The organism is Sphingomonas yantingensis, from assembly GCF_014199325.1.
GTDB classification, from domain to species: Bacteria; Pseudomonadota; Alphaproteobacteria; order Sphingomonadales; family Sphingomonadaceae; genus Sphingomonas; species Sphingomonas yantingensis.
Map to the genome: position 1 here is coordinate 212,490 of NZ_JACIJJ010000002.1, position 24,908 is coordinate 237,397.

29 protein-coding genes, 1 tRNA gene and 2 pseudogenes are annotated in these 24,908 nt (G+C 69.9%); 21 read left to right on the plus strand and 11 right to left on the minus strand.

All coding sequences use genetic code 11. The annotated features are described in order from the left end of the window. Window positions 1–67: 67 nt before the first annotated feature. The 10 genes and pseudogenes from FHR19_RS07245 to FHR19_RS07290 all read left to right on the plus strand — a co-directional run bounded on the left by FHR19_RS07245 (window position 68) and on the right by FHR19_RS07290 (window position 7,951). A complete protein-coding gene (locus FHR19_RS07245; RefSeq protein WP_184026445.1) occupies window positions 68–814 on the plus strand; it encodes an SDR family oxidoreductase in 747 nt (248 codons plus the stop codon). Beyond that, entirely contained in the window at window positions 811–1,176 is a 366-nt protein-coding gene (locus FHR19_RS07250) for an L-rhamnose mutarotase (protein WP_184026447.1), read from the plus strand. The genes FHR19_RS07245 and FHR19_RS07250 overlap by 4 nt, the downstream gene beginning before the upstream one ends. Further along, on the plus strand, window positions 1,173–2,024 hold the full coding sequence (locus tag FHR19_RS07255) for a fumarylacetoacetate hydrolase family protein (RefSeq protein ID WP_184026449.1): 852 nt from the start codon (window positions 1,173–1,175) through the stop codon (window positions 2,022–2,024). The genes FHR19_RS07250 and FHR19_RS07255 overlap by 4 nt, the downstream gene beginning before the upstream one ends. Next, window positions 2,021–2,905: an amidohydrolase family protein gene (locus FHR19_RS07260; protein ID WP_184026451.1), complete on the plus strand. Its 885-nt coding sequence runs from the start codon at window positions 2,021–2,023 to the stop codon at window positions 2,903–2,905. Before FHR19_RS07255 ends, FHR19_RS07260 begins: the two co-directional genes overlap by 4 nt. Further along, window positions 2,902–3,936, plus strand: a complete 1,035-nt coding sequence (locus FHR19_RS07265; protein ID WP_343053199.1) for an aldo/keto reductase — start codon at window positions 2,902–2,904, stop codon at window positions 3,934–3,936. Before FHR19_RS07260 ends, FHR19_RS07265 begins: the two co-directional genes overlap by 4 nt. Continuing rightward, complete coding sequence (locus FHR19_RS07270) at window positions 3,933–4,232, plus strand: UxaA family hydrolase (protein ID WP_184026453.1); 300 nt, start codon at window positions 3,933–3,935, stop codon at window positions 4,230–4,232. Before FHR19_RS07265 ends, FHR19_RS07270 begins: the two co-directional genes overlap by 4 nt. Beyond that, window positions 4,229–5,422, plus strand: a complete 1,194-nt coding sequence (locus FHR19_RS07275; RefSeq protein ID WP_184026455.1) for a UxaA family hydrolase — start codon at window positions 4,229–4,231, stop codon at window positions 5,420–5,422. Before FHR19_RS07270 ends, FHR19_RS07275 begins: the two co-directional genes overlap by 4 nt. Further along, window positions 5,419–6,377: pseudogene (locus tag FHR19_RS07280) on the plus strand (NAD(P)-dependent oxidoreductase). Before FHR19_RS07275 ends, FHR19_RS07280 begins: the two are co-directional and overlap by 4 nt. Next, window positions 6,367–7,191, plus strand: coding sequence for a kinase (locus FHR19_RS07285; RefSeq protein WP_184026457.1), 825 nt, complete (start codon window positions 6,367–6,369; stop codon window positions 7,189–7,191). Before FHR19_RS07280 ends, FHR19_RS07285 begins: the two are co-directional and overlap by 11 nt. Next, entirely contained in the window at window positions 7,172–7,951 is a 780-nt protein-coding gene (locus tag FHR19_RS07290; protein ID WP_184026459.1) for an IclR family transcriptional regulator domain-containing protein, read from the plus strand. The genes FHR19_RS07285 and FHR19_RS07290 overlap by 20 nt, the downstream gene beginning before the upstream one ends. A gap of 13 nt (window positions 7,952–7,964) precedes the next feature. Here the strand turns inward: FHR19_RS07290 and FHR19_RS07295 are convergent, their stop codons facing one another. From FHR19_RS07295 to FHR19_RS07305, 3 genes are read right to left on the minus strand one after another with little or no spacing between them, the layout of a single operon-like run. Beyond that, entirely contained in the window at window positions 7,965–8,801 is an 837-nt protein-coding gene (locus FHR19_RS07295; RefSeq protein WP_184026461.1) for a 23S rRNA (adenine(2030)-N(6))-methyltransferase RlmJ, read from the minus strand. A gap of 39 nt (window positions 8,802–8,840) precedes the next feature. After that, entirely contained in the window at window positions 8,841–9,419 is a 579-nt protein-coding gene (locus tag FHR19_RS07300; RefSeq protein ID WP_184026462.1) for a pseudouridine synthase, read from the minus strand. 51 nt (window positions 9,420–9,470) lie between these two features. Next, entirely contained in the window at window positions 9,471–10,559 is a 1,089-nt protein-coding gene (locus tag FHR19_RS07305; RefSeq protein WP_184026464.1) for a serine hydrolase domain-containing protein, read from the minus strand. A 184-nt stretch (window positions 10,560–10,743) separates the two neighbouring features. Here FHR19_RS07305 and FHR19_RS17635 point away from each other — a divergent pair, with 184 nt between their 5' ends. The 9 genes and pseudogenes from FHR19_RS17635 to FHR19_RS07340 all read left to right on the plus strand — a co-directional run bounded on the left by FHR19_RS17635 (window position 10,744) and on the right by FHR19_RS07340 (window position 15,869). Then, complete coding sequence (locus tag FHR19_RS17635; RefSeq protein ID WP_246359388.1) at window positions 10,744–11,139, plus strand: SDR family NAD(P)-dependent oxidoreductase; 396 nt, start codon at window positions 10,744–10,746, stop codon at window positions 11,137–11,139. Window positions 11,140–11,184: 45 nt separating this feature from the next. Beyond that, window positions 11,185–11,322 (plus strand): hypothetical protein, encoded by a 138-nt coding sequence (locus FHR19_RS17640; protein WP_246359389.1) that lies wholly within the window; start codon window positions 11,185–11,187, stop codon window positions 11,320–11,322. Then, window positions 11,319–11,573, plus strand: a complete 255-nt coding sequence (locus FHR19_RS17645; protein ID WP_246359390.1) for a hypothetical protein — start codon at window positions 11,319–11,321, stop codon at window positions 11,571–11,573. The genes FHR19_RS17640 and FHR19_RS17645 overlap by 4 nt, the downstream gene beginning before the upstream one ends. A gap of 18 nt (window positions 11,574–11,591) precedes the next feature. Next, window positions 11,592–12,170, plus strand: coding sequence for a tetratricopeptide repeat protein (locus FHR19_RS17960; protein ID WP_343053200.1), 579 nt, complete (start codon window positions 11,592–11,594; stop codon window positions 12,168–12,170). Beyond that, window positions 12,104–12,337, plus strand: a pseudogene (locus FHR19_RS17650) (class I SAM-dependent methyltransferase); the annotation flags it as partial. The gene FHR19_RS17960 and the pseudogene FHR19_RS17650, both read left to right, overlap by 67 nt. 313 nt (window positions 12,338–12,650) lie before the next feature. Continuing rightward, window positions 12,651–14,045, plus strand: coding sequence for a M20/M25/M40 family metallo-hydrolase (locus FHR19_RS07325; RefSeq protein ID WP_184026466.1), 1,395 nt, complete (start codon window positions 12,651–12,653; stop codon window positions 14,043–14,045). A 141-nt stretch (window positions 14,046–14,186) separates the two neighbouring features. Further along, window positions 14,187–14,750, plus strand: a complete 564-nt coding sequence (locus FHR19_RS07330; RefSeq protein WP_343053201.1) for a DUF3833 family protein — start codon at window positions 14,187–14,189, stop codon at window positions 14,748–14,750. Next, window positions 14,747–15,625 carry an ATP-grasp fold amidoligase family protein gene (locus FHR19_RS07335; protein WP_184026468.1) on the plus strand — a complete coding sequence of 293 codons (879 nt, stop codon included), beginning with the start codon at window positions 14,747–14,749 and terminating at the stop codon, window positions 15,623–15,625. Before FHR19_RS07330 ends, FHR19_RS07335 begins: the two co-directional genes overlap by 4 nt. 67 nt (window positions 15,626–15,692) lie before the next feature. Continuing rightward, the gene (locus FHR19_RS07340) at window positions 15,693–15,869 is read left to right on the plus strand and encodes a hypothetical protein (RefSeq protein ID WP_184026470.1); all 177 of its coding nucleotides are present in this window, start codon (window positions 15,693–15,695) and stop codon (window positions 15,867–15,869) included. 217 nt (window positions 15,870–16,086) lie between these two features. Here FHR19_RS07340 and FHR19_RS07345 read toward each other — a convergent pair. Continuing rightward, window positions 16,087–16,177 (minus strand) — tRNA-Ser (locus FHR19_RS07345). A gap of 91 nt (window positions 16,178–16,268) precedes the next feature. Between FHR19_RS07345 and FHR19_RS07350 the strand changes: the two genes are divergently transcribed. After that, window positions 16,269–17,270 (plus strand): peptidylprolyl isomerase, encoded by a 1,002-nt coding sequence (locus FHR19_RS07350; protein WP_184026472.1) that lies wholly within the window; start codon window positions 16,269–16,271, stop codon window positions 17,268–17,270. Window positions 17,271–17,382: 112 nt separating this feature from the next. On the opposite strand, the gene FHR19_RS07355 is transcribed toward FHR19_RS07350, so the two are convergent. Genes FHR19_RS07355 through FHR19_RS07380 form a run of 6 tightly spaced genes read right to left on the minus strand, consistent with a single transcriptional unit; the run spans window position 17,383 to window position 22,555 of the window. Then, a complete protein-coding gene (locus FHR19_RS07355) occupies window positions 17,383–18,021 on the minus strand; it encodes a DUF1345 domain-containing protein (RefSeq protein ID WP_184026474.1) in 639 nt (212 codons plus the stop codon). Further along, window positions 18,021–19,022, minus strand: a complete 1,002-nt coding sequence (locus FHR19_RS07360; protein WP_184026475.1) for a DUF6624 domain-containing protein — start codon at window positions 19,020–19,022, stop codon at window positions 18,021–18,023. The genes FHR19_RS07355 and FHR19_RS07360 overlap by 1 nt, the downstream gene beginning before the upstream one ends. Window positions 19,023–19,046: 24 nt before the next feature. Further along, entirely contained in the window at window positions 19,047–19,625 is a 579-nt protein-coding gene (locus FHR19_RS07365) for an ABC-type transport auxiliary lipoprotein family protein (protein ID WP_184026477.1), read from the minus strand. Window positions 19,626–19,637: 12 nt separating this feature from the next. Continuing rightward, window positions 19,638–20,603: an MlaD family protein gene (locus FHR19_RS07370; RefSeq protein WP_184026478.1), complete on the minus strand. Its 966-nt coding sequence runs from the start codon at window positions 20,601–20,603 to the stop codon at window positions 19,638–19,640. Between the two features lie 3 nt (window positions 20,604–20,606). Beyond that, entirely contained in the window at window positions 20,607–21,452 is an 846-nt protein-coding gene (locus FHR19_RS07375; RefSeq protein ID WP_184026480.1) for an ABC transporter ATP-binding protein, read from the minus strand. After that, entirely contained in the window at window positions 21,449–22,555 is a 1,107-nt protein-coding gene (locus FHR19_RS07380) for an ABC transporter permease (protein WP_184026481.1), read from the minus strand. The genes FHR19_RS07375 and FHR19_RS07380 overlap by 4 nt, the downstream gene beginning before the upstream one ends. Window positions 22,556–22,617: 62 nt before the next feature. Between FHR19_RS07380 and FHR19_RS07385 the strand changes: the two genes are divergently transcribed. Next, window positions 22,618–23,289: an HAD family hydrolase gene (locus FHR19_RS07385; RefSeq protein ID WP_184026484.1), complete on the plus strand. Its 672-nt coding sequence runs from the start codon at window positions 22,618–22,620 to the stop codon at window positions 23,287–23,289. A gap of 233 nt (window positions 23,290–23,522) precedes the next feature. Here the strand turns inward: FHR19_RS07385 and FHR19_RS07390 are convergent, their stop codons facing one another. After that, complete coding sequence (locus FHR19_RS07390) at window positions 23,523–24,734, minus strand: DUF445 domain-containing protein (protein WP_184026487.1); 1,212 nt, start codon at window positions 24,732–24,734, stop codon at window positions 23,523–23,525. Window positions 24,735–24,908 lie beyond the last annotated feature (174 nt).

Consider the following 24,908-nt stretch of genomic DNA (forward strand, 5'->3'; position numbering starts at 1 on the left):
CGCACCTTGCTGGATTGTCTCACATGTGAAATATGCTGCGTATGTGAGAGGTGCGGGAGACAGTGCGATGGCGGACGAGCGGCGCGGGCGACTGGCGGGAAAGCGGGCGCTCGTCACCGCCGCGGGGCAGGGGATCGGCCGTGCGACCGCCGAACTGTTCGTGCGCGAGGGGGCGTCGGTGATCGCCGTCGACCTCAACGCGGCGGCGCTGGCGACGCTGTCGGGCTGCCAGACGCGTGTCATAGATCTGCTCGACGGGACGGCGATCGCGGCGCTCGCCGCGGACATCGGCCCGGTCGACATCCTGTTCAACTGCGCCGGTTATGTCGATGCGGGGGCGTTGCTCGAAACCGGCGAGGCCGGGTTCGACCTGTCGTTCGATCTCAACGTCCGTTCGACCACGCGGATGATCGCGGCGTTCCTGCCCGCGATGATCGCGCGCGGCGGCGGGTCGATCGTCAACATGGCCTCGGTTGCGGGGGCGATGATCGGCGTCGCCAACCGATATGCCTATTGCGCGTCGAAGGCGGCGGTGGCGGGGCTCACCCGCTCGATCGCGGTCGATTATGTGGCCCAGGGCATCCGCTGCAACGCGATCTGTCCGGGCACCGTCCAGTCGCCGTCGCTCGACGCGCGGCTGGCGGCGACGGGCGATGCGGATGCGGCACGCGCCGCGTTCATCGCGCGCCAGCCGATGGGGCGGATCGGCCGACCGGAAGAAGTCGCCGCGCTCGCGCTCTACCTTGCGTCGGACGAGAGCGCGTACACGACCGGCGGGCTGCACGCGATCGACGGCGGGTGGACGATGGCATGACGCATCGCCGCTGCTTCGCGCTCGACCTCGTCGCCGACGCTGACCTCGTCGCCGCGTATGAGGCGGCGCATGCCCCCGGCGCTGTCTGGCCGCAGGTGATCGCCGGCATTCGCGCCTCGGGCGTCCTCGACATGGAGATCTGGCGCACCGCCGATCGCCTGTTCATGATCGCGGAGGTGGAGGCCGACTACCCCCGCCCGATCGCCCCCGAACTCGCCGCGGTCGACGCGCACTGGCAGGCGGCGATGGACCGCTTCCAGCGCCGCCTGTCGAGCGCGGGGGACGAGAAATGGGCGCCGATGACCCGCATCTTCGCGCTGGCCGAACAGGTCGGCGCATCGCCTGAAGGAAACACGAAATGAAGCTTTGCCGTATCGGCGCACCGGGTCAGGAGCGGCCCGCGCTGGTGGACGCCGACGGGGGCCTGCGCGACCTGTCCGGTCATGTCGACGATCTCGGCCCCGCGGCATTGTCGCGCGAGGGGCTGGCGCGGCTGGCGGCAATCGACCCCGCCGGGCTGCCGCTGATCGAGGGCGAGGTCCGCTATGGCCCGTGCGTCACCGGCACGCGGCAGTTCGTGGCGATCGGCACCAATTTCGCCGACCACGCCGCCGAATCGAACCTGCCGGTCCCCGACGAGCCCGTCGTCTTCAACAAATGGGTCAGCTGCATCCAGGGGCCGGACGATGACGTCGTCATCCCCGCGGGCTCGACCAAGACCGACTGGGAAGTCGAACTGGGCGTCGTCATCGGCACGGCCGCGTCGAACGTGGCCGAGGCGGACGCGCTCCATCATGTCGCCGGCTATTGCGTCGTGCACGACGTGTCGGAGCGGCACTGGCAGCTCGAGCGCGGCATGACCTGGGACAATGGCAAGGGGTTTCCGACCTTCGGCCCCATCGGCCCCTGGCTCGTCACGCCCGACGAGGTGGGCGACCCGCAGGCGCTCGACATGTGGCTCGACGTGAACGGCGAGCGGATGCAGACGGGCAACAGCCGGACGATGATCTTCGGCGTCGCGGCGATCGTCGCCTATTGCTCGGGGTTCATGACGCTGCTGCCCGGCGACGTCATCACGACGGGGACGCCGCCGGGCGTCGGCCTGGGGCAGAAGCCCGAACCGCGCTATCTCAAGGCCGGCGACGTCGTCGAGCTCGGGATCGAGAAGCTCGGTCGCCAGCGCCAGCGCTTCGTCGCGGCGGATCGGTGAGCGCACCGCACGCCTTCGTCGATGCGCACCTGCACCTGTGGGACCGGGGGCAGCTACGCTACCCCTGGCTCGAAGCGGCGGAGACGGCGGCGATCGCGGGCGGTTATGGCGTGCCCGACTATTGCGCGGAGGCGGCGGGCTGGCGCCCCGTCGCCGCGGTGCATGTCGATGCCGGCGCGCATCCCGAGGACGGCGAGGCGGAGACGCTGTGGCTGGAGGGCGAGGCGATACGCCGCGGCCTGCCGACCGCGATCGTGGCGCGCGTCGAACTGCATGATGCGGAGGTCGATGCACGCCTCGCTTGGCAGGCGGCGCGGCCGCTGGTGCGCGGCATCCGCCACCTTATCAACTGGCATCCGGCCGATCCCGGCGGCTCGGCCTATCCCGACGACCTGACGCGCGATGCGGCGTGGCAGCGGGGCTATGCGCGGCTCGGCGATCATGGACTGAGCTTCGACTTCCACGGCCACCCGCCGCAACTCGCCGGGCTCGCCGCGCTGGCCGAGCGGCATCCGGGCACGCCGCTTGCGATCAATCACCTCGGGCTGCCGCGGCCGGCCGAGGGGCTGGCGACGTGGCGCGTGGGGATGCGCGCGCTCGCCGCGATGCCGCATGTCGCGGTCAAGCTGTCGGGCGCGGGCTTCATCGCCAGCCCCTTCGACCCCGCCGCCTTTGCCGATATCGTCGCGGAAGTGATCGATGTCTTCGGCCCCGACCGCGTGATGATCGCCACCAATTTTCCCACCGACCGCCTGTTCGCGTCGATGGACGCGACGCTTACCGCCTATCGTGCGCTGCTCGATCCGCTGCCGGCGGCGGCGCAGCGCGCGATCTGGGGCGGCACCGCCAATTGTTTCTATCGACTGGGGCTGAAGCTGTGACGACGATCGACACGCGGACGATGGGGCGGACGGGCCTTGCCCTCACGACTTTGGGCTTCGGCGCGGCCTCGCTCGGTAATCTCTACAAGCCCGTCGACGACGCGGCGGCGCATGGCGCGGTGGCGGCGGCGCTGGCGGCGGGGATCCGCTATTTCGACACCGCCCCGCATTACGGCCGCGGCCTTAGCGAACGGCGGCTGGGCGACGCGCTGCGCGGGGCGGGCGATGTCGTCGTCTCGACCAAGGTCGGGCGGCTGATGGTCCCCGACGACAGCGTGACCGACGACCGCGAGCGCGATGGCTTCCGCTCGGCCATGCCGTTCCGCGCGGTGTACGATTACACGCATGACGGCATCCTGCGCAGCCATGAGGCGAGCCTGCACCGCCTGGGCCTGGCGAAGGTCGATATCCTCTTCGTCCACGATATCGGCGGGCTGACGCATGGCGATGCGGCCGCGCATTACTGGGCGCAGCTGACCGACGGCGGCGGCTTTCGCGCGCTGGAGCGGCTGCGCCACGAGGGGGTGATCCGCGGCTTCGGCCTCGGCGTCAACGAGGTCGAGGTGTGCCTCGATGCGATGCGGGTCGCCGAACTCGACGTGATCCTGCTCGCCGGGCGCTATTCGCTGCTTGACCAGCAGGCGCTCGACGCGTTCTTCCCCGCCTGCATCGCCGCGCGGACCGCGGTGGTGATCGGCGGGCCCTATAACAGCGGCATCCTCGCGACAGGCGTGCGATCGGGCCGGCCGCTCCACTACGATTATGCCGCGCCGTCCGCCGAGGTGGTCGAACGCACCGCCCGAATCGAGGCGATCGCCGACACGCACGGCATTCCGCTCCCCGCCGCCGCGCTCGCCTTCGTCCTCGCGCACCCGGCGGTGGCGAGCGTCATTCCCGGCATGGGCAGCGCCGCGCGGGTCGAGGCGACGGCGGCGTTGGCGGCGCATCCGATCCCGGCCGGCTTCTGGTCCGACCTGCGCGCCAGCGGCCTCGTCCGCGCCGAGGCGCCGCTGCCCGGAGAGCTCGCATGACCGTTGCCGCTATCGTCCTGTCCCCTGCGGACAACGTCGCGGTCTGTTGCCGGACGGTCGAAGCAGGGGAGACGATCGAGCTTGCCGGCCGCACGCTCATCATCGCCGAGCGGGTGGCGCTGGGCCACAAGATCGCGCTCATGGCGCTGTCGCCGGGCGACAAGGTCGTCAAATACGGGATGCCGATCGGCTCCATGACCGCGCCCGTGCAGGCGGGCGGCTGGGTGCACATGCACAATATGAAGAGCGACTATATCGCCGCGCACTTGCGCGACGCGGTGGGAGAGAGCGCATGATCCAGGGATATCTCCGCGCCGATGGCCGCAAGGGCATTCGCGACGCGATCGTCGTCGTGTACCTTGTCGAGTGCGCGCATCACGTCGCGCGCCGGATCGTCGAGGCAGCAGGCGATCCGCGCGTCCAGCTGATCGGCTTTCCCGGCTGCTACCCCAACGACTATGCGCTTTCGATGATGAAGGCGCTGACGACGCATCCCAATGTCGGCGGCGTCGTGCTGGTGTCGCTGGGGTGCGAGAGCTTCAACCGGGAGGCACTGGCCGCCAACGCCGCCGCCGCCGGGCGTCCGGTCGAGACGGTGGTGATCCAGCAGGCGGGCGGCACGCGCCCGTCGATCGCCGCGGGCGTCGAGGCGGTCCGCCGCGTGCGCGATGCGGCGGATGCTGGGGTGCGGCGGGTGCCGATGGCGCTGTCCGAACTGGTCGTCGGCACGATCTGCGGCGGGTCCGACGGGACGAGCGGCATCACCGCGAACCCCGCGGTCGGCCGCGTCTTCGATGCGCTGGTCGATGCCGGCGCGACCTGCATCTTCGAGGAGACGGGCGAGATGGTCGGGTGCGAGGGGCACATGGCCGAGCGCGCTGCCACCCCCGCCGTCGCCGATGCGCTGATCGCCTCGGTCGAGCATGCCGAACGATACTATCGCGCGATGGGCTATGGCAGCTTCGCACCCGGCAATGCCGAGGGCGGGCTGTCGAGCCAGGAGGAGAAATCGGCGGGCGCCTATGCCAAGTCGGGCAGCCGGCCGATCGACGGCGTGATCCTGCCGGCCGAGATGCCGCGGGGACCGGGTCTCTACCTCCTCGACGTGGTGCCGCCGGGCGACCCGAAGTTCGGCTTCCCCAACATCGTCGACAATGCCGAAATCGGCGAACTGATGGCGTGCGGCGCGCACGTCACGCTGTTCACCACCGGCCGGGGATCGGTCGTCGGATCGGCGATCGCGCCGGTGATCAAGATCTGCGCCAATCCCGAAACCTACGCCCGCATGAAGGGCGACATGGACGTCGACGCCGGCCGCATCCTGGTCGGCGAGGCGACGATCGACGGCATCGCGCAGGAGATCGTCGCGCTGATCGAGGCGGTGGCCGCGGGCGCGCAGACCTGTTCAGAGGCGCTCGGCCATCAGGAGTTCGTCCTGACCTACAAGGCAAGCGGCCCCGCGGGCCCCGCCTGCCTCGCGGCATGAGCCGGCCACGGCTGTTCGTCACTCGCCGCCTGCCCGAAGCGGTCGGGGCGCGGTTGGCCGAGCGGTACGAGGCAACGTTCCAACTGGGCGAGGATGCGGCCGATCCCCCGGCGCTGGCGGCGGCGATGGCGGATCATGACGCGATCCTGCCGACGATCACCGACCGGATCGACGCCGCGCTGCTGGAGGCATCACCCCGCCGTGCGCGCATCGTCGCCAATTTCGGCGCGGGGGTGGATCATGTCGACCTGACCGCCGCGCGCGACGCGGGCATCGTCGTCACCAACACGCCGGGCGCACTGACGGAGGCGACGGCCGAACTCGCGCTCACGCTGATGCTGATGACACTGCGCCGCGCGGGCGAGGGTGAGCGCGAGCTTCGCGCCGGTCGCTGGACGGGCTGGCGGCCGACGCACCTAATGGGCGCAACGCTGGGCGGCAGGACGCTGGGGCTGGTGGGCTTTGGCCGGATCGCGCAGGCGACGGCACGGCGCGCGCGGGCGATGGGGATGCACATCCGCTATCATAGCCGCTCGCCCGTCGCGCCGGAGGTCGAGCGCGAGGTTGCGGCGACCCGCGCGCCCTCGCTCGCGGCGCTGGCGGCGTCGTCCGACGTCCTCTCGCTGCACGTGCCCGGCGGGGCTGCGACGCATCACCTCGTCGACGCGGCGCTGCTGGCGGCGATGCCGGTGCACGCGATCCTCATCAACACTGCGCGCGGATCGGTGGTGGACGAGGCGGCGCTCGCCGCCGCGCTGGCCGAGGGGCGGACGGCCTAGACGTGTACGAGCACGAACCGGCGGTGCATCCCGGCCTGATCACCAGCGAGCGCGCGGTGCTGCTCCCGCATCTGGGCAGCGCCACGGTCGAGGCGCGTACCGCGATGGGAATGCAGGCGGCGGACAATCTCGACGCCTTTTTCGACGGCCGCGAGTCGCCCGACCGTGTCGCCTGAAGCGATCCTGACACCGCTCGTCGCCGATGTGCTGGCCGCTGCCGAGGGGCGCCCGCTCGTCGTCGGGATTTGCGGGGCGCAGGGCAGCGGCAAGTCGACGCTGGCCGCGGCGCTTTCGGCGCGGTTCGAAGATGCGCCGGTGCTGTCGATCGACGACCTCTATCTCTGCCGCGCCGAGCGGCGGCGATTGGCGGCAGAAGTGCATCCGCTCTTCGCCACGCGCGGGGTGCCGGGGACGCACGACGTCGCGCTCGGCCTCGACCTGATCGCAGGCTTTCGCCGGGGCCAGGCGCTGTCGCTGCCGCGGTTCGACAAGGCGACCGACGACCGCGCGGACGGGGCTGAGCCGGTGCCCGCCGGCGCGAAGCTGCTGCTGTTCGAGGGCTGGTGCCTCGGCGCGGAGCCGGCACCGGCGGACGCGCCGATCAATTCGCTGGAGCGGGACGAGGACCCCGATGGCCGCTGGCGTGCGCGGGTGGAGGCGTCGCTCGCCGGTCCCTATGCCGCGCTGTTCGGCGAAATCGACCTGCTGATCTTCCTCGCCGCACCGTCGTTCGAAACCGTCGCCGACTGGCGCTGGCAGCAGGAAGCGGCGCTCGCCCGTGCGCTTCCGGGGGCTGCGGCAGTGATGAGCCGCGGCGAGATCGACCGCTTCGTGGCGCATTACGAGCGGATCACGCGCCGGCTGCTGCGCGATCTGCCCGCCCGTGCCGACGTGACGCTATGGCTGGACGCGGACCGTCGCTGTGTGCGTATTCGGAGGCACGGCGAGACAGCGCGGGAGGATGCGGACAGTGACGGCGGAAGCGGATGAGGGGAAGGGGCGCGACCTGTATCGGGCGCCCGCACTGGAAAAGGGGCTCGACGTGCTCGAGGCGCTGTCGGGCATTCGCGAGCCGCTGACCGCGACGGCGATCGTCCAGCGGCTCGGCCGGTCGACGGGCGAGCTTTTCCGCATCATTCAGGTGCTCGAACGGCGCGGCTACATCACCCAGGGGCGCGGCGGCTATGTGCTCAGCCCACGCCTGTTCGAGGTCGGCATCGCGCGCGCGCCCGTCCGCGACCTCACCGAAACCGCGTTGCCGATCATGCGCGACCTGGCCGAGCGGGTGCGCCAGTCGTGCCATCTCGCCATCGCGATCGGCGGCGACATGGTCGTGCTCGCGCGCGTCGAATCGCCCGAGCAGCTCGGCTTCTCCGTCCGGGTCGGCTATCGCCGGCCGCTCCACCGTAGCACCTCGGGGCTGTGCCTCTACGCCTTTCAGCCGCCCGCGCGGCGCGCCGAATGGGCGGCGTTGTTCGATCCCGCACCCGACGCGGCCGAGCGCGCCCGGCTGGCCGAGCTAGCCGACGCGATCGTCGCGCAGGGCTATGCCGACCAGCCCAGCCGCTATACCGAGGGGGTGCGCGACCTCGCCGCGCCGATTCGCCGCGGCGATGCGGTGGAGGCGGCACTGGCGATGCCCTTCCTCAAACCGCGCGACCGCGACGATGCGGACGCGGCGATCGCCGAACTGCGCATCGCCGCCGCCGCGATCTCCCGCGCGCTGCTCGGCTCCGACCAGTCGGCCTGAAGCCTTCGGATCGTCAGCCTCGGTCGTCCAGCCAGTCGGCGCCGATCCTGCCCCATTGCCCCGCCGGCGCGAGCGCGCTGCGCAGGGCCTCGAGCAGCGGCGGCAGATCCTGCACGAACGCATAGGGCGGGTTGACGATGAACAGCCCCGCGCCGTTGTAGAGGCCGGGGCGATCGACGTCGTACAGCCAATGCTCGACGACCAGGACCTTCGGGATGCCCAGCCGGCGCAGCTTGCCCTTCCACTGCTGGTGCGCGGCGCGGTCCTTCAGCGGGTACCAGATTACCGTGACGCCGTGCGCCCATTTGCGGTGTGCCGCGGCGAGCGTGGCGACGATGCGGTCGCGCTCGTCGAGCTGCTCGTACGGCGGATCGACGACCACCACGCCGCGCGGGGTGCGGGTCGGCAGCATCGCCAGCCAGAGCTCATACGCGTCGCGCTCGTGCACCGCCGCGGGCGTGCCGCGCATCGCGCCGCGCAGCGCGCGCGCATCCTCGGGGTGCTTTTCGTTGAGGATCAGCACGTCCTGCGGGCGCAGCAACTGCGCGAGGAACTGCGGCGAGCCGGGATAGAGATCCGGCGCCGGGCCGGCATTCACCGATCGTACGGCAGCGCGATAATCGTCGAGCAACGGGTTCGTATCGGCAAAGGCCCGCACGACCCCCTCCGCCGCTTCCCCGGTGCGCTGCGCCTGCTCGCCGCCCAGGTCGTAGAGTCCGCAGCCGGCATGCGTGTCGATCAGCGTCAGTGCACCCGGCTTCTGCTGCAACGCCCGGACGAGCGCGATCAGCAGGCTGTGCTTCACCACATCGGCGCTGTTGCCGGCGTGGAAGGAGTGGCGGTAATTCATCGAAGTCGGGAAACCCTGCGGATGGAGCGACGCCTCAAATCAAGTTTCGCGGCCGGCGGCAACCGCATCGAGGCCGGACCGCGTCTCGAACCGTCCCGGCGCAATCGTCGCGACCGACCAGTCGCCGATCGACCAGCGGACCAGCCGCAGCGTCGGCAGACCCACCGCCGCGGTCATGCGGCGCACCTGGCGGTTGCGCCCCTCGCGGATCGTGATGCTGAGCCAGGCGTCGGGCACCGCCTTGCGCACGCGGATCGGCGGATCGCGCGGCCACAGGTCGGGCGGGTCGATGCGCGCGATTTCGGCCGGCAGCGTCATGCCGTCCTTCAGCCGGACGCCGCGGCGCAACTGGTCTAACGCCGGCGCATCCGGGTTGCCCTCGACCTGCACGAGATAGGTCTTGGGCATCTTGAACCGCGGATCGGCGATGCGCGCCTGCAACCGCCCGTCGTCGCACAGCAGCAACAGGCCCTCGCTGTCGCGATCGAGCCGGCCGGCGGGATAGACGCCCTTCACCTCGATGAAGTCCGACAGCGTCGCGCGCACCGTCGGCGATCCGCGGTCGGTGAATTGCGACAGCACGCCATAAGGCTTGTTGAACAGGAGCAGGCGAGACATCCCCGACCCATATCGCCCGGCCGCGGCGCTGTCTCGCGGCGCGCCTAGTCTTCAGCTCATCTGCCCGCGAAGGAAGGCGACAAGCTTCGGATCGCTGCGCGTCCGTTCGAGGATGGGCAGGATCACCCGCCAGCCATTGTCGCTGTTGGTCAGGATGACGATCCCGTCGCCACTCGTCCGGTTGATCGCGGCGAAGGTGAAGGCACCGGCGTCTTTGCCGGTGTGCAGCATCGTCGTTTCCCCGGGAAAGCCGAGCAGCTGCCAGCCGAGGCCGAAACCGGTCCAGGGCGGACAGCTCGCCGATTTCGCGCCCGCGCACGCCTGCGGCGTCAGGTCCGCCTGCGACCGGCTTCGCTCCGCCGCCACCGCGGGGGTCAGGCGGCGATCGCCCCGCACCTCGATCAGGAAGCGGGCATAGTCGCTTGCGGTCGCGTGAGCGAGGTCGGCGGCGTTGTAGTGCGTCACCGCCTCGACCGGCAGCGGTTTCCCCGACGCGTCGTACGGCACCGCGAGCGGCTTCGCCGCGCCCTGCGCCGAGACATAGCCCGACGCGCGCATCCGCGCCGGGGCGAACAGCCAGCGCTGCGCCAGCGTCTCGAACGCGGTTCCGGTACGACGCTCGGCATAGCGCGCTGCATATTGATAGCCCTCGCCCGAATAGCCGGTCGTCGTGCCGGGGTCGTGATCGAACGACAGACCCTTTGCGTCGCGCCAGTTGGGAAAGCCGGTCCGATGGCTGAGCGCCATGCGCGGCGTCAGCAGCGCGCGGCGGGGGTCATGCGCCAGATCGGGATCGCTCCAATACGCGTCCATCACTTCGTCGAGTGACAGCCTGCCCGCCGACACCAGCCGCAGCACCACTTCCGCCGTCAACGGCTTGGTCAGCGAGGCGAGGTTGTAGGGCGTGGCGGCGGTCGCTTGCCGGTTCGGACCGGCTGCGCCCCATGCCGCCGCCGCGACGATCCGGCCGCCGCGGACCAGTGCGACCGATGCGCTTTCGACCCGCTGCTCGCGCAGGATAGCGGTCATGTCCGGCAGCGCCGCCCGCGATCCGGCCTTTGCAACCGGGGCGAAGGCAAGGAGCGCGAGCAGGGCGCCCGCCACGATCCGGCCGAAACGGCCGAGAACTGTATTAGTCATATACGACAGCTAGCGTCTGTGTCCGTCGGCGGCAATACACTTGCCCGCATCGTTCATGAGGAAGGGCATTTCTAAACGCCGCGGCGGCGGCTACGGCCAGGGGCGAGCGTTGCTGTAGGAGTGGGGATGAGCGCCGGGCTGCCCGCGGTCTTTGCCGAGGAGCGCGCCGCGCTGCGCCGTTTCCTTGTCGCGCGCACCGGCAGCGCGGACGACGCCGACGACGTGCTCCAGGCCGATCGAGGATCAGGGGACCGATCGCCTCCGCCTCGGCTACGCCGTCAATCTGATCGCGCCGACGGTCCTGAGCGCGGCGATGGTGCCGCAGATGCGGCTGCGCGGCGATGGACAGATCGTCAATATCGGCTCGATGATGGGGGCGGTCCCCTATCCCTATTTTACGGCCTGTTCGAGCGCAAAGGCGGGGCTTAAGGGCTTCAGCCAGGCGCTTCGCCGCGAGGTCGCCGGGTCGGGCATCGCCGTCACCCATGTCGCGCCGCGGGCGATGCGCACGCCGCTCAATACCGAGGCGATCCAGCGGTTCATGGTCGCAACGAAGATGCACGCCGACGATCCCGACTGAGTCGCTGGCCGCATCCTGTCGGCGATCGAACGGCGCGCGGGCGACGTGTTGGTCGGCATCGCCGAGCGCCTGTTCGCACAGCTCAACGCCATCGCCCCGCGCCTGGTCGACCGCGGCATCGCCGGACAGGTCGATGCCGCGCGCGCCCTTTTCCGACCCAGCCCAACAGGAGCCCAATCGTGATCCGTATGCTCATCGCCGGCCTCGCCCTCTTCGCCGCCGCCGCGCCCGCGGTCGCCAGCGACAACCCGGCCATGGATGCCGCAGTGAAGCGCATCAACGACCAGTGGGCGCACATCCGCTACGAAGTGCCCAATCGCGAGGACCAGTACCGCCAGCTGTCCGCGCTGGAGGGACAGGCGGCACAGGTCGCCGCGCGCTATCCCGGCCGCGCCGAACCGCTGCTGTGGGAAGGGATCGTCGTCAGCGAGTAGGCGGCGCGAGCGACGCTGTTGAAGCAGCTCGGCCTCGCGACGCGGGCGCGCGATATCCTGGCACAGGCATACACCATCAATCCGAAGGTCGCCGATGGCGGCGCGGCGATGAGCCTCGGCGTCCTCTATTACCGCGTCCCCGGCTTCCCGATCGGCTTCGGCAGCACCAAGCGGGCGCGCACCTATTTCCAGCAGGCGCTGGTGCAGGAGCCGGCCGGCCTCGACAACAATTTCTTCTACGGCGATTTCCTCCACTCGACGGGCAACGACAAGGGCGCGCGTCTTCCTCCAGCGCGCGCTGAAGGCACCCGTCGATCCGAAGCGGCCGGTGTGGGACGCGGGTCGCCGCGCCGAGATCCGCGACCTCCTTGCCAAGATCGGCTACGGTGGCTGATCGCGCCGCGTTTGCCCGCCAGCTCGCGCGGCCGAGCGGCCGGGCGGGCGGCGTCGTCGCGGCGGCGATGGACCTCGCCAACCGAAGGGCGGTGGCCGCATCGATCGCCGCGCTCGCGCCGCAACCGGGGGAGCATGTGCTTGACCTCGGCTGCGGCACGGGCAGGGCGGCCGCATCGATCGCGCGGACGGGCGCGCGGGTGACCGGCATCGACCACAGCCCGCTGATGGTCGAGATCGCCCGTCGCCGCTGCGGCGACCGCGCGACGATCGCGGCGGCGCGGTTCGACCGGCTGCCGCTGAACGACGCCGGCGTCGATGCCGTGTTGGCCTGCAACACGCTTTATTTCTGGCATGACGAGGCGGCGATCCTCGGCGAGCTTCGCCGTGTGCTGCGCCCGGACGGACGCTTCGTCGCTTATGTCACCGCGGGCAGCGCGATTGCGAAGCTGTTCGGCGGCAAGTCGGAAACGCACCGGTCGTTCGGCGAGGCCGAGCTGATGGCGCTCGTGCCGGCTTTCGGCTTGCGGACCCCGAGTGTCTCGATTCGCGCCGCTGGCGACGTTCGGGGTCAGGGGGGTCGTGATCGCCATCGAGGGTACGTCGCAACCTCACGCGTGACGCGCGACACTCGCGCTTGCGCGCCGCCACCGAACCGCACACCAATGGCGCCGGGAGAACATCATGCGCCACTTGCCGATTATCGTCGCCGCCACCGCCACCGCCACTGCTTTCGTCCCTGCCGCCGCTACTGCTCAGGACACGCCGACCACGCCCGCCGGCAAGGAAGCGCTGACGCTGCTGACCAAGGGGATCGCCTTCCAGACCGTCGCCGGCCGAGGCCAGGTGCCCGCCTATTCCGCCTATCTGAAGCAGCAGCTCGTCGCCGCCGGCTTTGCCGAGGCCGACGTGACGTTCGTTCCGATCGGCGAGACCGGGTATCTGACCGCGCGCTATCCGGGGCGCGATCGAAAGGCGAAGCCGACCGTCGTGCTGGCGCACATGGACGTGGTGGAGGCCGATCCGAAGGACTGGACCCGCGATCCGTTCACGCCCGTGGTCGAGAACGGCTATGTCTATGGCCGCGGCAGCCTCGACAACAAGGCGGGGCTGTCGCTGGCGGTCGCGACGCTGATGAAGCTGAAGCGCGAGCGCTGGGTGCCGCAGCGGGACCTCGTGCTCGTCCTGACCGGCGACGAAGAGACCAGCATGAAGACGACGCAGGCCGCGGCCGAGGCGTTCAAGGGCGCGGGGCTGGTCCTGAACGCCGATGCCGGCGGCGGGGCGCTCGGCGACGATGGCAAGCCGATCGCCTATGGCCTTCAGGCCGCCGAAAAGGTCTATGGCGACTGGCACCTCACGATCACCGATCCCGGCGGCCATTCGAGCCGCCCTGGCCCGACCAATGCGATCGTCAGCCTGGCGGCGGCGGTCGGGCGGATCGCCGCCTATCGCTTCCCCCCGCAGCAGAACGAGATCACCAGGGCATCGCTCGCCGGCACCGCCGCCGGCACGCCGGGCCCGCTCGGCGCGGCGATGAAGGCGTTCGCGGCCAACCCGCGCGATCAGGCGGCAGCGGACACGATCTCCGCCGACCCGCGCTATATCGGACAGGTGCGGACGACCTGCGTCACGACGATGTTCAACGGCGGCCACGCGCCCAACGCGCTGCCCCAGCGCGCGATGGCGAACGTCAATTGCCGCATCTTCCCCGGCACCCCCCGCGCGGAGATCGAAAAGAAGCTGACCGCTCTGGTCGCCGATCCGAAGATCAAGGTGAGCTTTGCCGACAACGGCACGATCGAGGCCGGCGCCTCACCGCTCGACCCGAAGGTGCTGGCGGCGGTGAAGGCCGCCGCCGCGAAGCGGTCGCCGGGCCTTCAGGTGCTGCCGCAGCAGGAAGCGGGGGCGACCGATTCGATGCATTTCCGCGCGCACGGCATCCCCAGTTTCGGCGTCGGGCCGGTCTTTATGAAGCCGGGCGAAATCTTCGCGCACGGGCTGAACGAGCGGGTGCCGGTCGCGACGATCGATCCGGGCGTCGTCTGGTGGGAGGACTTGCTGCGGTCGCTGGGGTGAGCGGCGCGACCGGGCTTCCCGCGATCGGATTTGCCGGACGCGGGATGCTGAACGCGAGTTTAGACAACCTCGCGCGCGGTCGAACGTATCTGTCACGACCACAGGCGACGTGAGGGATCGCCCCCGACGAGAGGACAGCCCGTGCGCCTTTTCCTGCCGATGTTCCGATCGCCGGCGGCGGGGCCTCGGTTTCGGGTCCCGGCGTCGATCGTGCTGGCGGCGTCGGTGCTGGGCGGATGCGTGCCGGCCGGGCATCTCACCACGCTGCGGGCGCCGTCGCCGGTGTTCGACCCCATCGTGTTCTTCGCCGGGGCCACGAGGGGCGACGGCGTATTGAAGGTGCTGACGCGGCTGCGCGAGGCGATCACGGTCGCCGGGCGAGGGACCGTCACCGCCGACGGGACCATCGTGCTGGAGCAGGACGTCCGCCGCACCCGCGGGCGATCGAAACACCGCATCTGGCACCTGCGCCGCACTGCGCCGGGCCGTTACGCCGGCACGCTCAGCGACGCGGCGGGTCCCGTCGTCGGCGAGGTCGCTGGCAACCGCCTGCATCTGGCGTTCGCCATGGCCGGCGGCCTGCGCGCGCAGCAATGGCTCTATCTGCTGCCCGGGGGCCATGTCGCGCGGAACCGGATGGTCGTCACCAAATTCGGGATCGCCGTCGCCAGCCTCGACGAGACGATCCGGCGAGTGCCTGCATGACCGCGACGGCGGCGAGCGTCGCTGGTCCGCAGCGACCGGTCGATCCGGCGGCGCACCCCGGAGGTGCCGAGCCTGTGTCGGCGGCGACGCTGGCGCGGCTTCACCTGACCTATCTGTGGCGGCACGCCCGCCGCCTGTCGCTGCGCGATCCGCAATGCTTCACCGAACTGGTACAGCGGCGCAAGCTGATCGATCGCGATCCGCGCATGGCGGGCCTGATCGACAAGCTGTCGGTCAAGACGTTCGTCGCCGACCGGCTCGGCCCGCAATGGACGACGCCGACGCTGTGGTCCGGCACCATCCTGCCCGACCGGCCGCCCTGCGCGCCGCCGTTCGTGGTCAAGTCGCGCCACGGTTGCCGCCAGATGCGCATCGTGCGCAGCGACCGCGACGACTGGAAGGCGATATGTCGCGCATCGGCCCGCTGGGTCAGGTCCCCCTATGGCGGTTGGCTCGACGAATGGGCCTATCGCGACGTCCCGCGCGGCCTGCTGATCGAGCCGCTCATCGGCGATGGCCGGACGCTGCCGATCGACTACAAGCTCTATGTCTTCCACGGCCGCGTGGCTGCGATCCAGGTCCATCTCGATCGCGCGACCGCGCATCGCTGGACATTGTACGACCGAAGCTGGCGTCGGCTGTCGGCGGCGGCGGGCGGCGACATTCGGCCGCCCGCCACGCTGGCCCGGATGATCGAGGGGGCCGAAATCCTGGGCGCGGGGTTCGACTTCGTTCGCGTGGACCTGTACGATATCGCCGGCACGCCCCGCTTCGGCGAGCTGACCTTCTATCCCGGTTCCGGCCTAGACCGCTTCGATCCGCCGTCGCTCGATCGCCTGCTGGGCCGGCTCTGGCTCGGCGATATCGGCATGTGACGGCGAAATGCGCGCCGTCACCGGGGCGATCGAAGCGCCTTGGCGTCCGTGCGCGACCGACTAGCTCGTGCGCTCGAACACCACGTCGTCGACATCGAGGGTCTGGCCGCCCGAGCCGATCGACGTGAAGGCGACCGTCGCGTTGCCGCTGGTGACGGCGATGTCGTTGATCGCGATCTGCGTCCAAGCGGCCTGCGTGCCGATCGCCTGCGACCGCCTCCGGCGCCGTCTGGGGAGGATTTAGATCGGCTTGGGCAAAATTTCTGTCATGAAAAGATCATGGGGAACGCGCTGCGCTGTCCGCAACACATTTGTTTCGGGAAAAGGATTTGATTGCGCTCAAACCGCAGCACAGGTCGCAACGAAACCACTGCAAGACCTCCCGATTGTGTGACGAAATGTTGGTCGCAAGCAGCCCACGCGCCGGAAAGGCCTGTAAATCGAGCCTTTTAGCAAAGGCTTGGCGGAGCGGGAGGGATTCGAACCCTCGATACGGTTTTGCCGTATACTCACTTTCCAGGCGAGCGCCTTCGACCACTCGGCCACCGCTCCGCATCGCTGGAATGCGGCGCTTAGGCGAGGCGGGGCGCGCCCGCAAGTGCGGGGATTGCGCGAAGATGCAACCGCGTGCCACGCTGCGGCGATGACCATTGCCGCCGCATTGCTGATGGGCCTGATCCAGGCCGCTGCCGCCGCCCCGCAAACACCCGAGCCGCCGACGCCCGCCTCGATCGTCGCGGGTGCGCCGCGCTCAGACTGGCGCTCGATCCCGGCGGGCGACCTGCTCGTCATGGATCTCGCGCCGGAAGGCGGCAAGCCGCGCCGCGTCGTCATCCAGCTCGTCCCCGCGCCGTTCGCGTCGGGCTGGACCGCGAACATGCGGCGGCTGGCGGCGGCGCACTGGTGGGACGGGACCGCGGTCGTGCGCGTGCAGGACAATTACGTGACGCAATGGGGCGACCCGACCGAGAAGAAGCCAATGCCCCCCGGGATCGAGCCGGTGCCCGAAAGCGCCTATGTCACGCCGCTCGACACGGTCGCGGATGCGCGCCCGTCGATCGAGGCACGCGACCTGGCCGACGTGGATGCACGGGCGAGGCGCCTGTTGGACACGGCGATCCGCGGCACCGTCACGCCACGGGCGCCGCAAGGCTGGCATGAGCGAGATAGTTATGCCGAATGGGTCGAACTACTCGACGGCTGGCCGATCGCTGCGGACAAATCGAGCGCGTGGATGCCGCATTGCTACGGCATGGTCGGCGTCGGCCGGAACCTGTCGCCCGACACGGGGACGGGGGCGGAGCTCTACACGGTGATCGGCCAAGCGCCCCGCCACCTCGATCGCAATATCGCGATCGTCGGTCGGGTGATATCGGGGATGGAATATCTTTCCAGCCTAAAGCGCGGCACCGGCGATCTCGGCTTCTACAAGACGCCGGGCGAGCGGACCCCGATTGTAAGCGTCAGGCTGGGCAGCGACCTGCCGGCGGGCCAGCGGCCGGCGTTCGAATATCTGGCGACCGACAGCGACAGCTTCGCCGCCTATGCCGCGGCCCGCGCCAACCGCCGGGATGCGTTCTTTAACCGGCCTGCGGGCGGGGTCGACATCTGCAACCTGACGGTGCCGATCCGCGCGATGAAATAGGCTTTCGATCCGCTCACGCGGATAGACGGCGCTGGCCCGCTCCCCCACCCGGCCACCCAATCAGGATACGCTGTGGAAGGCGGGTGGGGGAGCGGGCTGGTGCCGCCCGCTTTCAAAGCGCGCCGGCGACGATGTTCACCGTGATCGCCAGCACGCCCAGGTTGAAGAAGAAGGCGATCAGGCCGTGGACCGTGCTCGCGCGGCGGATGCGCGGGCCGGTGATCTCGATATCCGCGGTCTGGCAGGTCATGCCGATGACCAGCGCGAAGCTGGCGAAATCGGCGAAGCCCGGCTCCGCCCCGCCGGGCAGCGCGATGCCGCCATGGTCGCCGCCATCCTCGTCGCGGTCGTAATAGAGCCGTGCATAGTGGAACGCGTAGACGAGGTTGGCGAAGCCCCAGGCGATCACCTCGGTCGCGATCGCCAGCGGCTCGGCCCCCGGAATGACGCGGCGATGCGTGCCGAGCAGGCCGACGACGCAGACCAGCACCGCGATCGCAATGACGCCGGCGAGGAGCAGCAGGAATCCCCGCCCGCCATCGTCGCGCTCCGATCGCTCGCGCAGGGCGGCGGTGTTCGTCCCTATCCGCCAAAGCGGCAGCGTGCCGGCGATGAACGTGAGCGCCGCCAGATCGAACGCCGCAACGAACGCGATGCGCAGCGGCAGGCCCGCCAACGCACCGCCGACGAAGCCGGCGACCAGGATGCCGAGAAAGGTGAGGAACCGCGGATGCGGCAGGCGGGTGTGCATCAGCGCGCCGGGTCGGGCGGGCAGGGGCCGTAGAGCTCATCCATCCGCGCCGCATTCTCTGCGATCGTGTCGAGGCCGGCGGTCTTGCGCAGCCGGTCGGTCGCCGCGTCGTCCTGCGTCAGCGGAAGCGGTTTGCGCTTGCCCGCCGCGCAGGTCCACTGCGTGCCGTATCGCTGCCTGCCCGACAGCTTGAGCTCGACGCGATCGGTGAGCATCGCGAATTGCTGCGAATCGACTTCCTTCTGCGCGACCAGCGGGGTCATCAGGTACAGCGCCTTCAGCTGGAAGGCCGGATCGTTGTCGGCGTGCTGCGCAAGCAGCCAGGCGGCGTTGGCGGCGTTCTGCCCTACCTTCGACCGTTTCGGCCAGCCCTCGAGCGCCACGATCTTGGCCAGCCATTCGGTGTTGACCTGATCGCGGGCCGTCATCGCGCGGGTGACGATGCCGTCGTAGATCGTCCGCTCGAGCGGCGAATAGCCGGCGGTAACCCCCTCATGCTTGCCGCTCTCGATCCAGGCGAAGCGCAGTGCCTGCTCGCCGACGGTTCGCGTCGCCAGCTGGTCGGCGAGCGATCCCTTTTCGAGCAGCTGATCCTCGGCAAGCGCGACGCCGCGAACCACGCCGAGCGCATAGGGGCGCACCTTGTCGAGCGCGGCGCTGAAGGCAGGCCAAGTCACATCGGGGCCGACGCCGAGCTGCATGAACTGCTGGCATCGCTTCGGTGCGGCGTAGAAGCCGTCGAGCACGACCGCCCTCGTGCCCAGCGCGGCGAGGTTCGTTTGCACTGCCGCCGTCGACCATGCCTCGCACGCGCGGTTGAAGCGGTCGGCGGCGGCGAAGGCCTCGACCTCGGCCGGGGTCGCGCCGGGGAAGCGGCCGCGCAGCCAGCGATAGTCGCCCGCGGGGACCTCGCCATTGACCAGATAAGGCGTCAGCGCCGCCGGGACGGGCGGCGCATCCGCCACTTGTGCGCTGATAGCGAGGAGGGCGGCGACCCACATCAACGAAGGGTCGCCGCCGGTCCGTTACCGGCCGACCCAGTCGGCGACCTCGGTCGCGACCTGATTCGCCGCCTGGTTGAGCCCGGTCGCCGCGTTCGCCGCGTCGATCGCGCTCACGGGCACGCGCGCCTCGAACCGGCGCTTGTCGAACGTGGTCGCGCCCTTGCGCAGCAGCGACGCGTCATAGGTGACGACCGCGCTGTTGCTCGCCGCATCCAGGCCGAAGCTGCGCAGTTCGCCGGTAAGCTGCGCGCCCGGATCGACGTTCGACTGCCGGTTCGACAGGACGACATAGCCCGTCCGCGCCTGTACCGTATCGGACAGCAGGCGGGCGAAGAGCCGTGCGGGCGGCTCGATCCACTGCGCATCCTTGACGTAGGCGATGCTGGTGTCGGTCGCGCGGACTGGCACGCGCGTCACGGCGATCTCCTGCGGCGTCGATGGCACGCGGATCGTGATGTTGCGCGCCTGGCCGCTGTTGGCGGCGGCGCCCACCGGCACCGGCGAGGCGGGCGACAGCGTCATCAGCGACGGCGGCGGCTTGGCGCCGAAGCTGATGCAGGCCGAGAGCGGGATCGTCAGCAGGATGGCTAGCTTCTTCATCATGACGCTCCCTTATTTGCCCTTGTAGTCCGGCAGCTTGGGCGAACCCACCAGCGATCCGGCGCCACCGCGATTGACCTTTTCCGCCACGTCGGCGAGCGATTCGGTCAGCGTGCGCAGGTCGGAAACGAGCTGGCCGACCTCCGGGATCGTCTGCTTCGAGAAGCTTTGCAGGCCCGGCCGCGCGTCGCCGATCGCCGCATCCAGCGTCTCCGCGCTCTTCTGGGCCGCGCCGATCGCCTTGTTGAGGTTGGCCATGGCGGGCTTCACGTCCTGCGCCAGCACGCCGTTCGTGGTCTGGGCAAGGTCGCCGATCTGCTGCGCGGCGACGCCCGCCTTCTGGATGGCGATGCGCGTCTCGGCCATCGTCGCGGCGATTTCCGGCCCGCGATCGGCAAGCGCATCGGTCAGCCGCTGCGTGTTGGCGAGGATGCCCGCGATCGAGTTCTGGTTGCGGTCGGAAAGCAGCTCGGTCAGCCGCTCGGTCAGCGTCGAGATACGCTCCAGCAACTGCGGCGCGGAATTGAGGATCGCGCCAAGCCCACCCTGCCGCGTCGGGATGACGGGTACGCCGAACGGGCACGCCTGGGTCGACCCGCCCGGCGGACAGCCGATCGCCGGCGCCCCCTTGACCGCGCCGTCGAGGCTCACCTGGCTGACGCCGGTAAAGCCGATGCCCTGGATCGTCGCGGTCGTCCCCTCGAGGATCGGCACGTCGTCGTTGACGCGGATGCGCACGCGCACGAACTGCGGATCGGGCTTGAACAGCGCGATGTCGGTGACCTGGCCTGAGGGCACGCCCGAGAAGCTGACCGGCGACCCCTTGTTCACGCCGTCGACCGCCTGCTTGAAGAAGATGTCATACTCCTTCTCGTTCCCGCCCGACAGCCGGGCAAGCCAGACGGTGAACAAGGCGAGCATCGCCAGCAGGATCAGGACGACCGCGCCGACAAGGACATGGTTGGAGCGAGTTTCCATGACTTACCTCGGTTCCGCTGGCGCGGGGGAAGGAGTGGGTTGACCGGCGGCGACGCGGTCGGCGCTGTCGACGGCGGCTCTGCCGCGGGGGCCGTTGAAATATTCCTGGATCCACGGATGGTCGAGCGCGAGCAGCTCGGGGATCGTGCCGACCGCGATCACCTTTTTATCGGCCAGCACCGCCACGCGGTCACAGATCGCGTGGAGCGTGTCGAGGTCGTGGGTGATGAGGAAGACGGTGAGGCCGAGCGAGCGCTGGAGCGAGCGCGTCAGTTCGTCGAACGCCGCCGCGCCGATCGGGTCGAGGCCGGCGGTCGGCTCGTCAAGGAACAGCAGCTCGGGGTCGAGCGCCAGCGCGCGGGCGAGGCCGGCGCGCTTCTTCATGCCGCCCGACAGTTCGGCGGGATATTTCGGGCCGGCCTCTGCCGGCAGCCCCGTCATCACCACCTTGTAATTGGCGATCTCGGCCATCAGCGCCGGCGACAGGTCGCGATAGAACTCGCGCAGCGGCACCTGCACATTCTCCGCGACGGTCAGGGTCGAGAACAGCGCGCCGCCCTGGAACAGCACGCCCCAGCGCTTGCGCACGTCGACCGCCTCGGTTTCCTCGCGGCCGATGGTGGGCTCGCCGAAGACGTGGATCTGCCCGGCGTCGGGGGTCTGGAGCCCGACGATCGAGCGCATCAGCACCGACTTGCCCGTGCCCGACCCGCCGACGACGCCAAGGATCTCGCCGCGCCGCACCTCGAGGTCGAGATTCTCGTGGACGACCTGATCGCCGAACACGTTGCGCAGGCCCTCGACCCGGATGATCGGCTCGCCCTCGCGGCCGGGTGCGACGTCGCTCATATCCAGCCGATCCAGGTGAAGAAGACCGCGAAGAACGCGTCGAGGACGATGACGAGGAAGATCGCCTGCACGACGGCGCTGGTCGTGCGCAGGCCGACCTGTTCGGCGTCGCTCTCGACCAGCATCCCCTGGAAACAGCCCGACATGGCGATGATCGCGCCGAACACGGGCGCCTTGACGAGCCCGACATACAGGTCGGTGATCGGCACCACTTCGCGGATGCGCTGGATGAAGGTGATCGGCGGGATGTCGAGGCTGGCCCAGCACAAGAGCCCGCCGCCGATGATCGCGACGAGCGAGGCATAGAAGCCGAGGAGCGGCATCAAGAGCACTGCCGACAGGACGCGCGGCAGCACCAGCGCCTCCATCGGGCTGACGCCGATCGTGCGCATCGCGTCGATCTCTTCGGTCAGCTTCATCGTCCCCAGCTGCGCGGCGAACGCGGAGCCGGAGCGGCCGGCGACCATGATCGCAGTCATGAGCACGCCAAGCTCGCGCAGGGTAATGCGGCCGATCAGGTTGATCGTGAACACTTCCGCCCCGAACTGGCGAAGCTGCACCGCGCCCTGTTGTGCGATGACGATGCCGATCAGGAAGCTCATCAGCCCGACGATGCCGAGCGCGGACACGCCGACGACCTCGAACCGGTGGACCGTCGCGTTGAAGCGGAAGCGCTTGGGATGGCGCACGACGTTCGCGAAGGCGATCGCCGTCGCGCCCATGAAGCCCAGCAGACCGTAGAGCGTGCGTCCCGCGACCGCCACCGCCTCGCCGATCTCGTCGAGGATGCGCAGGCCCGAGGGGAGGGGGCGCGGCGGCACGGCGACGGGGGCGTCGGCATGGACGACCTGCGCCATCAGCCGCTCGCCATCCTCGCTGAGGCCGGTGATCTTCGCGTCATGGTCGCGCGCGAAACGGTGCACGACCCAGGCGCCGACGGTGTCGATCCGCTCCACGCCCGACAGGTCGAGCGTGCGGGCGCCCGCTCCCTCGACATCGAGCCGGTCGGGCAGGTTGCCGAGCCGCGCGAGCGACAGGTCGCCCGAAAAGCGGATGGTTTCGCCGCCCGCGCCGTCGCGAGCGAAATCGGCTTGCCCCGTCATCGCCCGCTTCCATCGTTGATTTGCACTGGATCGGCAAGCGCAGAGCCGTATGGACCGCGCTTATGGTCCGCATCGCCATCTATGACATGGACAAGACGATCACCCGCGCGCCGACCTGGACGCGATTCCTGGTCACGGGCGCGAAGCGGCGGGCGCCGTGGCGGCTGGCCCTGTTGCCACTGGTCGGGCTGGTCGCGCTCGGCCACCCGCTGCGCCTGATCGACCGCGCGCGGCTGAAGGGGATCACGCAGGCGATGATGCTCGGCCGCCGGATGACCGGGGCGGAGGTCGCCGAACTGGTCGAAGCGTTCGCCGCGACGATCGACAGCGACGATGTGATGGCCAAGGCACGCGATCGCATCGCCGCCGATCGCGCCGCGGGCTACCGCCTCGTCCTCGCCACCGCATCCTATCGTTATTATGCCGAGGCGATCGCCGCGCGGCTGGGCTTCGACGCGGTGGTCGCGACCGAGGTGCGCCGCGACGCGTCGGGCGACGTGCTGAGCGGCGTGGCGGGCGAGAATTGCTATGGCCCCGCCAAGCGGCGGATGGTCGAGGCGTGGCTGGCAAGCGAGGGCATCGACCGCGCGGACACGCACATCCGCTTCTACAGTGACCATGTCAGCGACGTGCCGATGCTGGAGGCGGCGGACGAGGCGTTCGCGGTCAACCCGCACCCGCCGCTCCGCCGGCTGGCGACCGAGCGCGGCTGGCCAGTGTTCGACTGGTCTTGACCTGTATTCCCGCGAAAGCGGGAATCCAGAGCCACGGGCGCGGCGTTCGGGGCTCTGGGCTCCCGCTTTCGCGGGAGCACGGCATATTGGTTTCATACGGAGGCGCGGAGGTCGCGGAGGCTGTCCATGCCCGGGTTGCGCGAAGCGCTCTCCAAGGGATGGCAAAGGCGCTTCGCGCGCGATGGGCATGACTGCCTTTGCGCCCTCCGCGCCTCCGCGTGGGTCAAAAAGCTTCACAGCGCGCCCTCGATCGCGTGCAGGAGGACGCCGACCGAGCCGCCGACAAGGGTTCCGTTGATGCGGATGTACTGAAGGTCGCGGCCGACGGCGTTTTCCAGCCTGAGCGTAATCGTCGCCGCGTCCCAGCCGCGGATCGTGTCGCTGACCAGCCGGACGATCGCGTCGCCGTAATCCGACACCGCCCCAACTGCCGCGCGCCGCGCGAAGCGATTGATCGTGCGGCCGAGCAGCGGATCGGCCTGTAGCGTCGTCCCGAGCTGCGCCATCGCCTCGCCCAGCTTGCCGCCGAGCAGCGCGTCGGGATCGCGGACCGCGCGCAGCATGCGGCCGCGCATCCGCTCCCACACCCCTTGCCACCAGTCGGTGAGGGCCGGGTTGTCGAGTAGCTCGTCCTTGAACGCCGCGACCTTCGCCTGTGTCTCGGAATCGTGCTGCAGGTCGTGGGCGAGGTTCGCCAACCCCTCCTCTGCCTTGGCGCGCAGTGGATGACCGGGATCCTCGGCCATGTCCCGGATCAGCTTTTCGAGGCCGTCGATGATCTTGTTCGACAGCGTCTCGTCGAGGCCGGTCCAGCGCATCATCGCGCCCGACCGCTCGTGCACCATCGCGCGCACCAGATGCTCGTTCGCCTCGAGGATCTTCGCGGCCCAGCGGATGATCCCGTCGAGAAGCGGCACGTGCCGCTCGTCCGCCATCGCCGCCTCCAGCGCCTGACCGAGCAAAGGCGCGACGTCGAGCCGGCGCAACTGACCCGACAGCGCGCCGCGCACCATGCCGCCCAGACGCTCCTGATCCAGCGATTCAAGCACGTCCGCGGCCAGCCGCGACGCACCGTAGCGCAGCCGCGTCGCGCGCGCCGCGCCCGCGGGTTCGGCGAGCCAGCGGCCGGCCGCGGCGGCGATGTCGATCCCGCGCATCCGCCGCGCCACGACAGCAGGGGTGAGGAAGTTGGTGCGCAGGAACACCGCCAGCGTGTCGCCGATCCGGTCCTTGTTCCGCGGCACGATCGCCGTGTGCGGGATGGGCAAGCCGAGCGGGTGGCGGAACAGCGCGGTCACCGCGAACCAGTCGGCCAGCCCGCCGACCATCGCCGCCTCGGCAAAGGCCTGGACATAGCCCCAGACGGGGTGAGCGCCGCCTTGCGTCCGCGCGAACAGGAACAGCGCCGCCATCGCAACCAACAGGCCGGTGGCGACGCGCCTCATGCGCGTGAGAGCGATCGGGGCCACGTCACCTGCCCCGGGGACGCGCTGCGGACGATTCATGTCCGCAACAATCCCCGAGCACGGCGAAGGTTCAAGCGGACGTCTCATTCGAATGGAGGCAAAGCGCTCAGCCGGGGTGCGAGCGCTCGCCGTGCTCCCGCTTTCGCGGGAGCA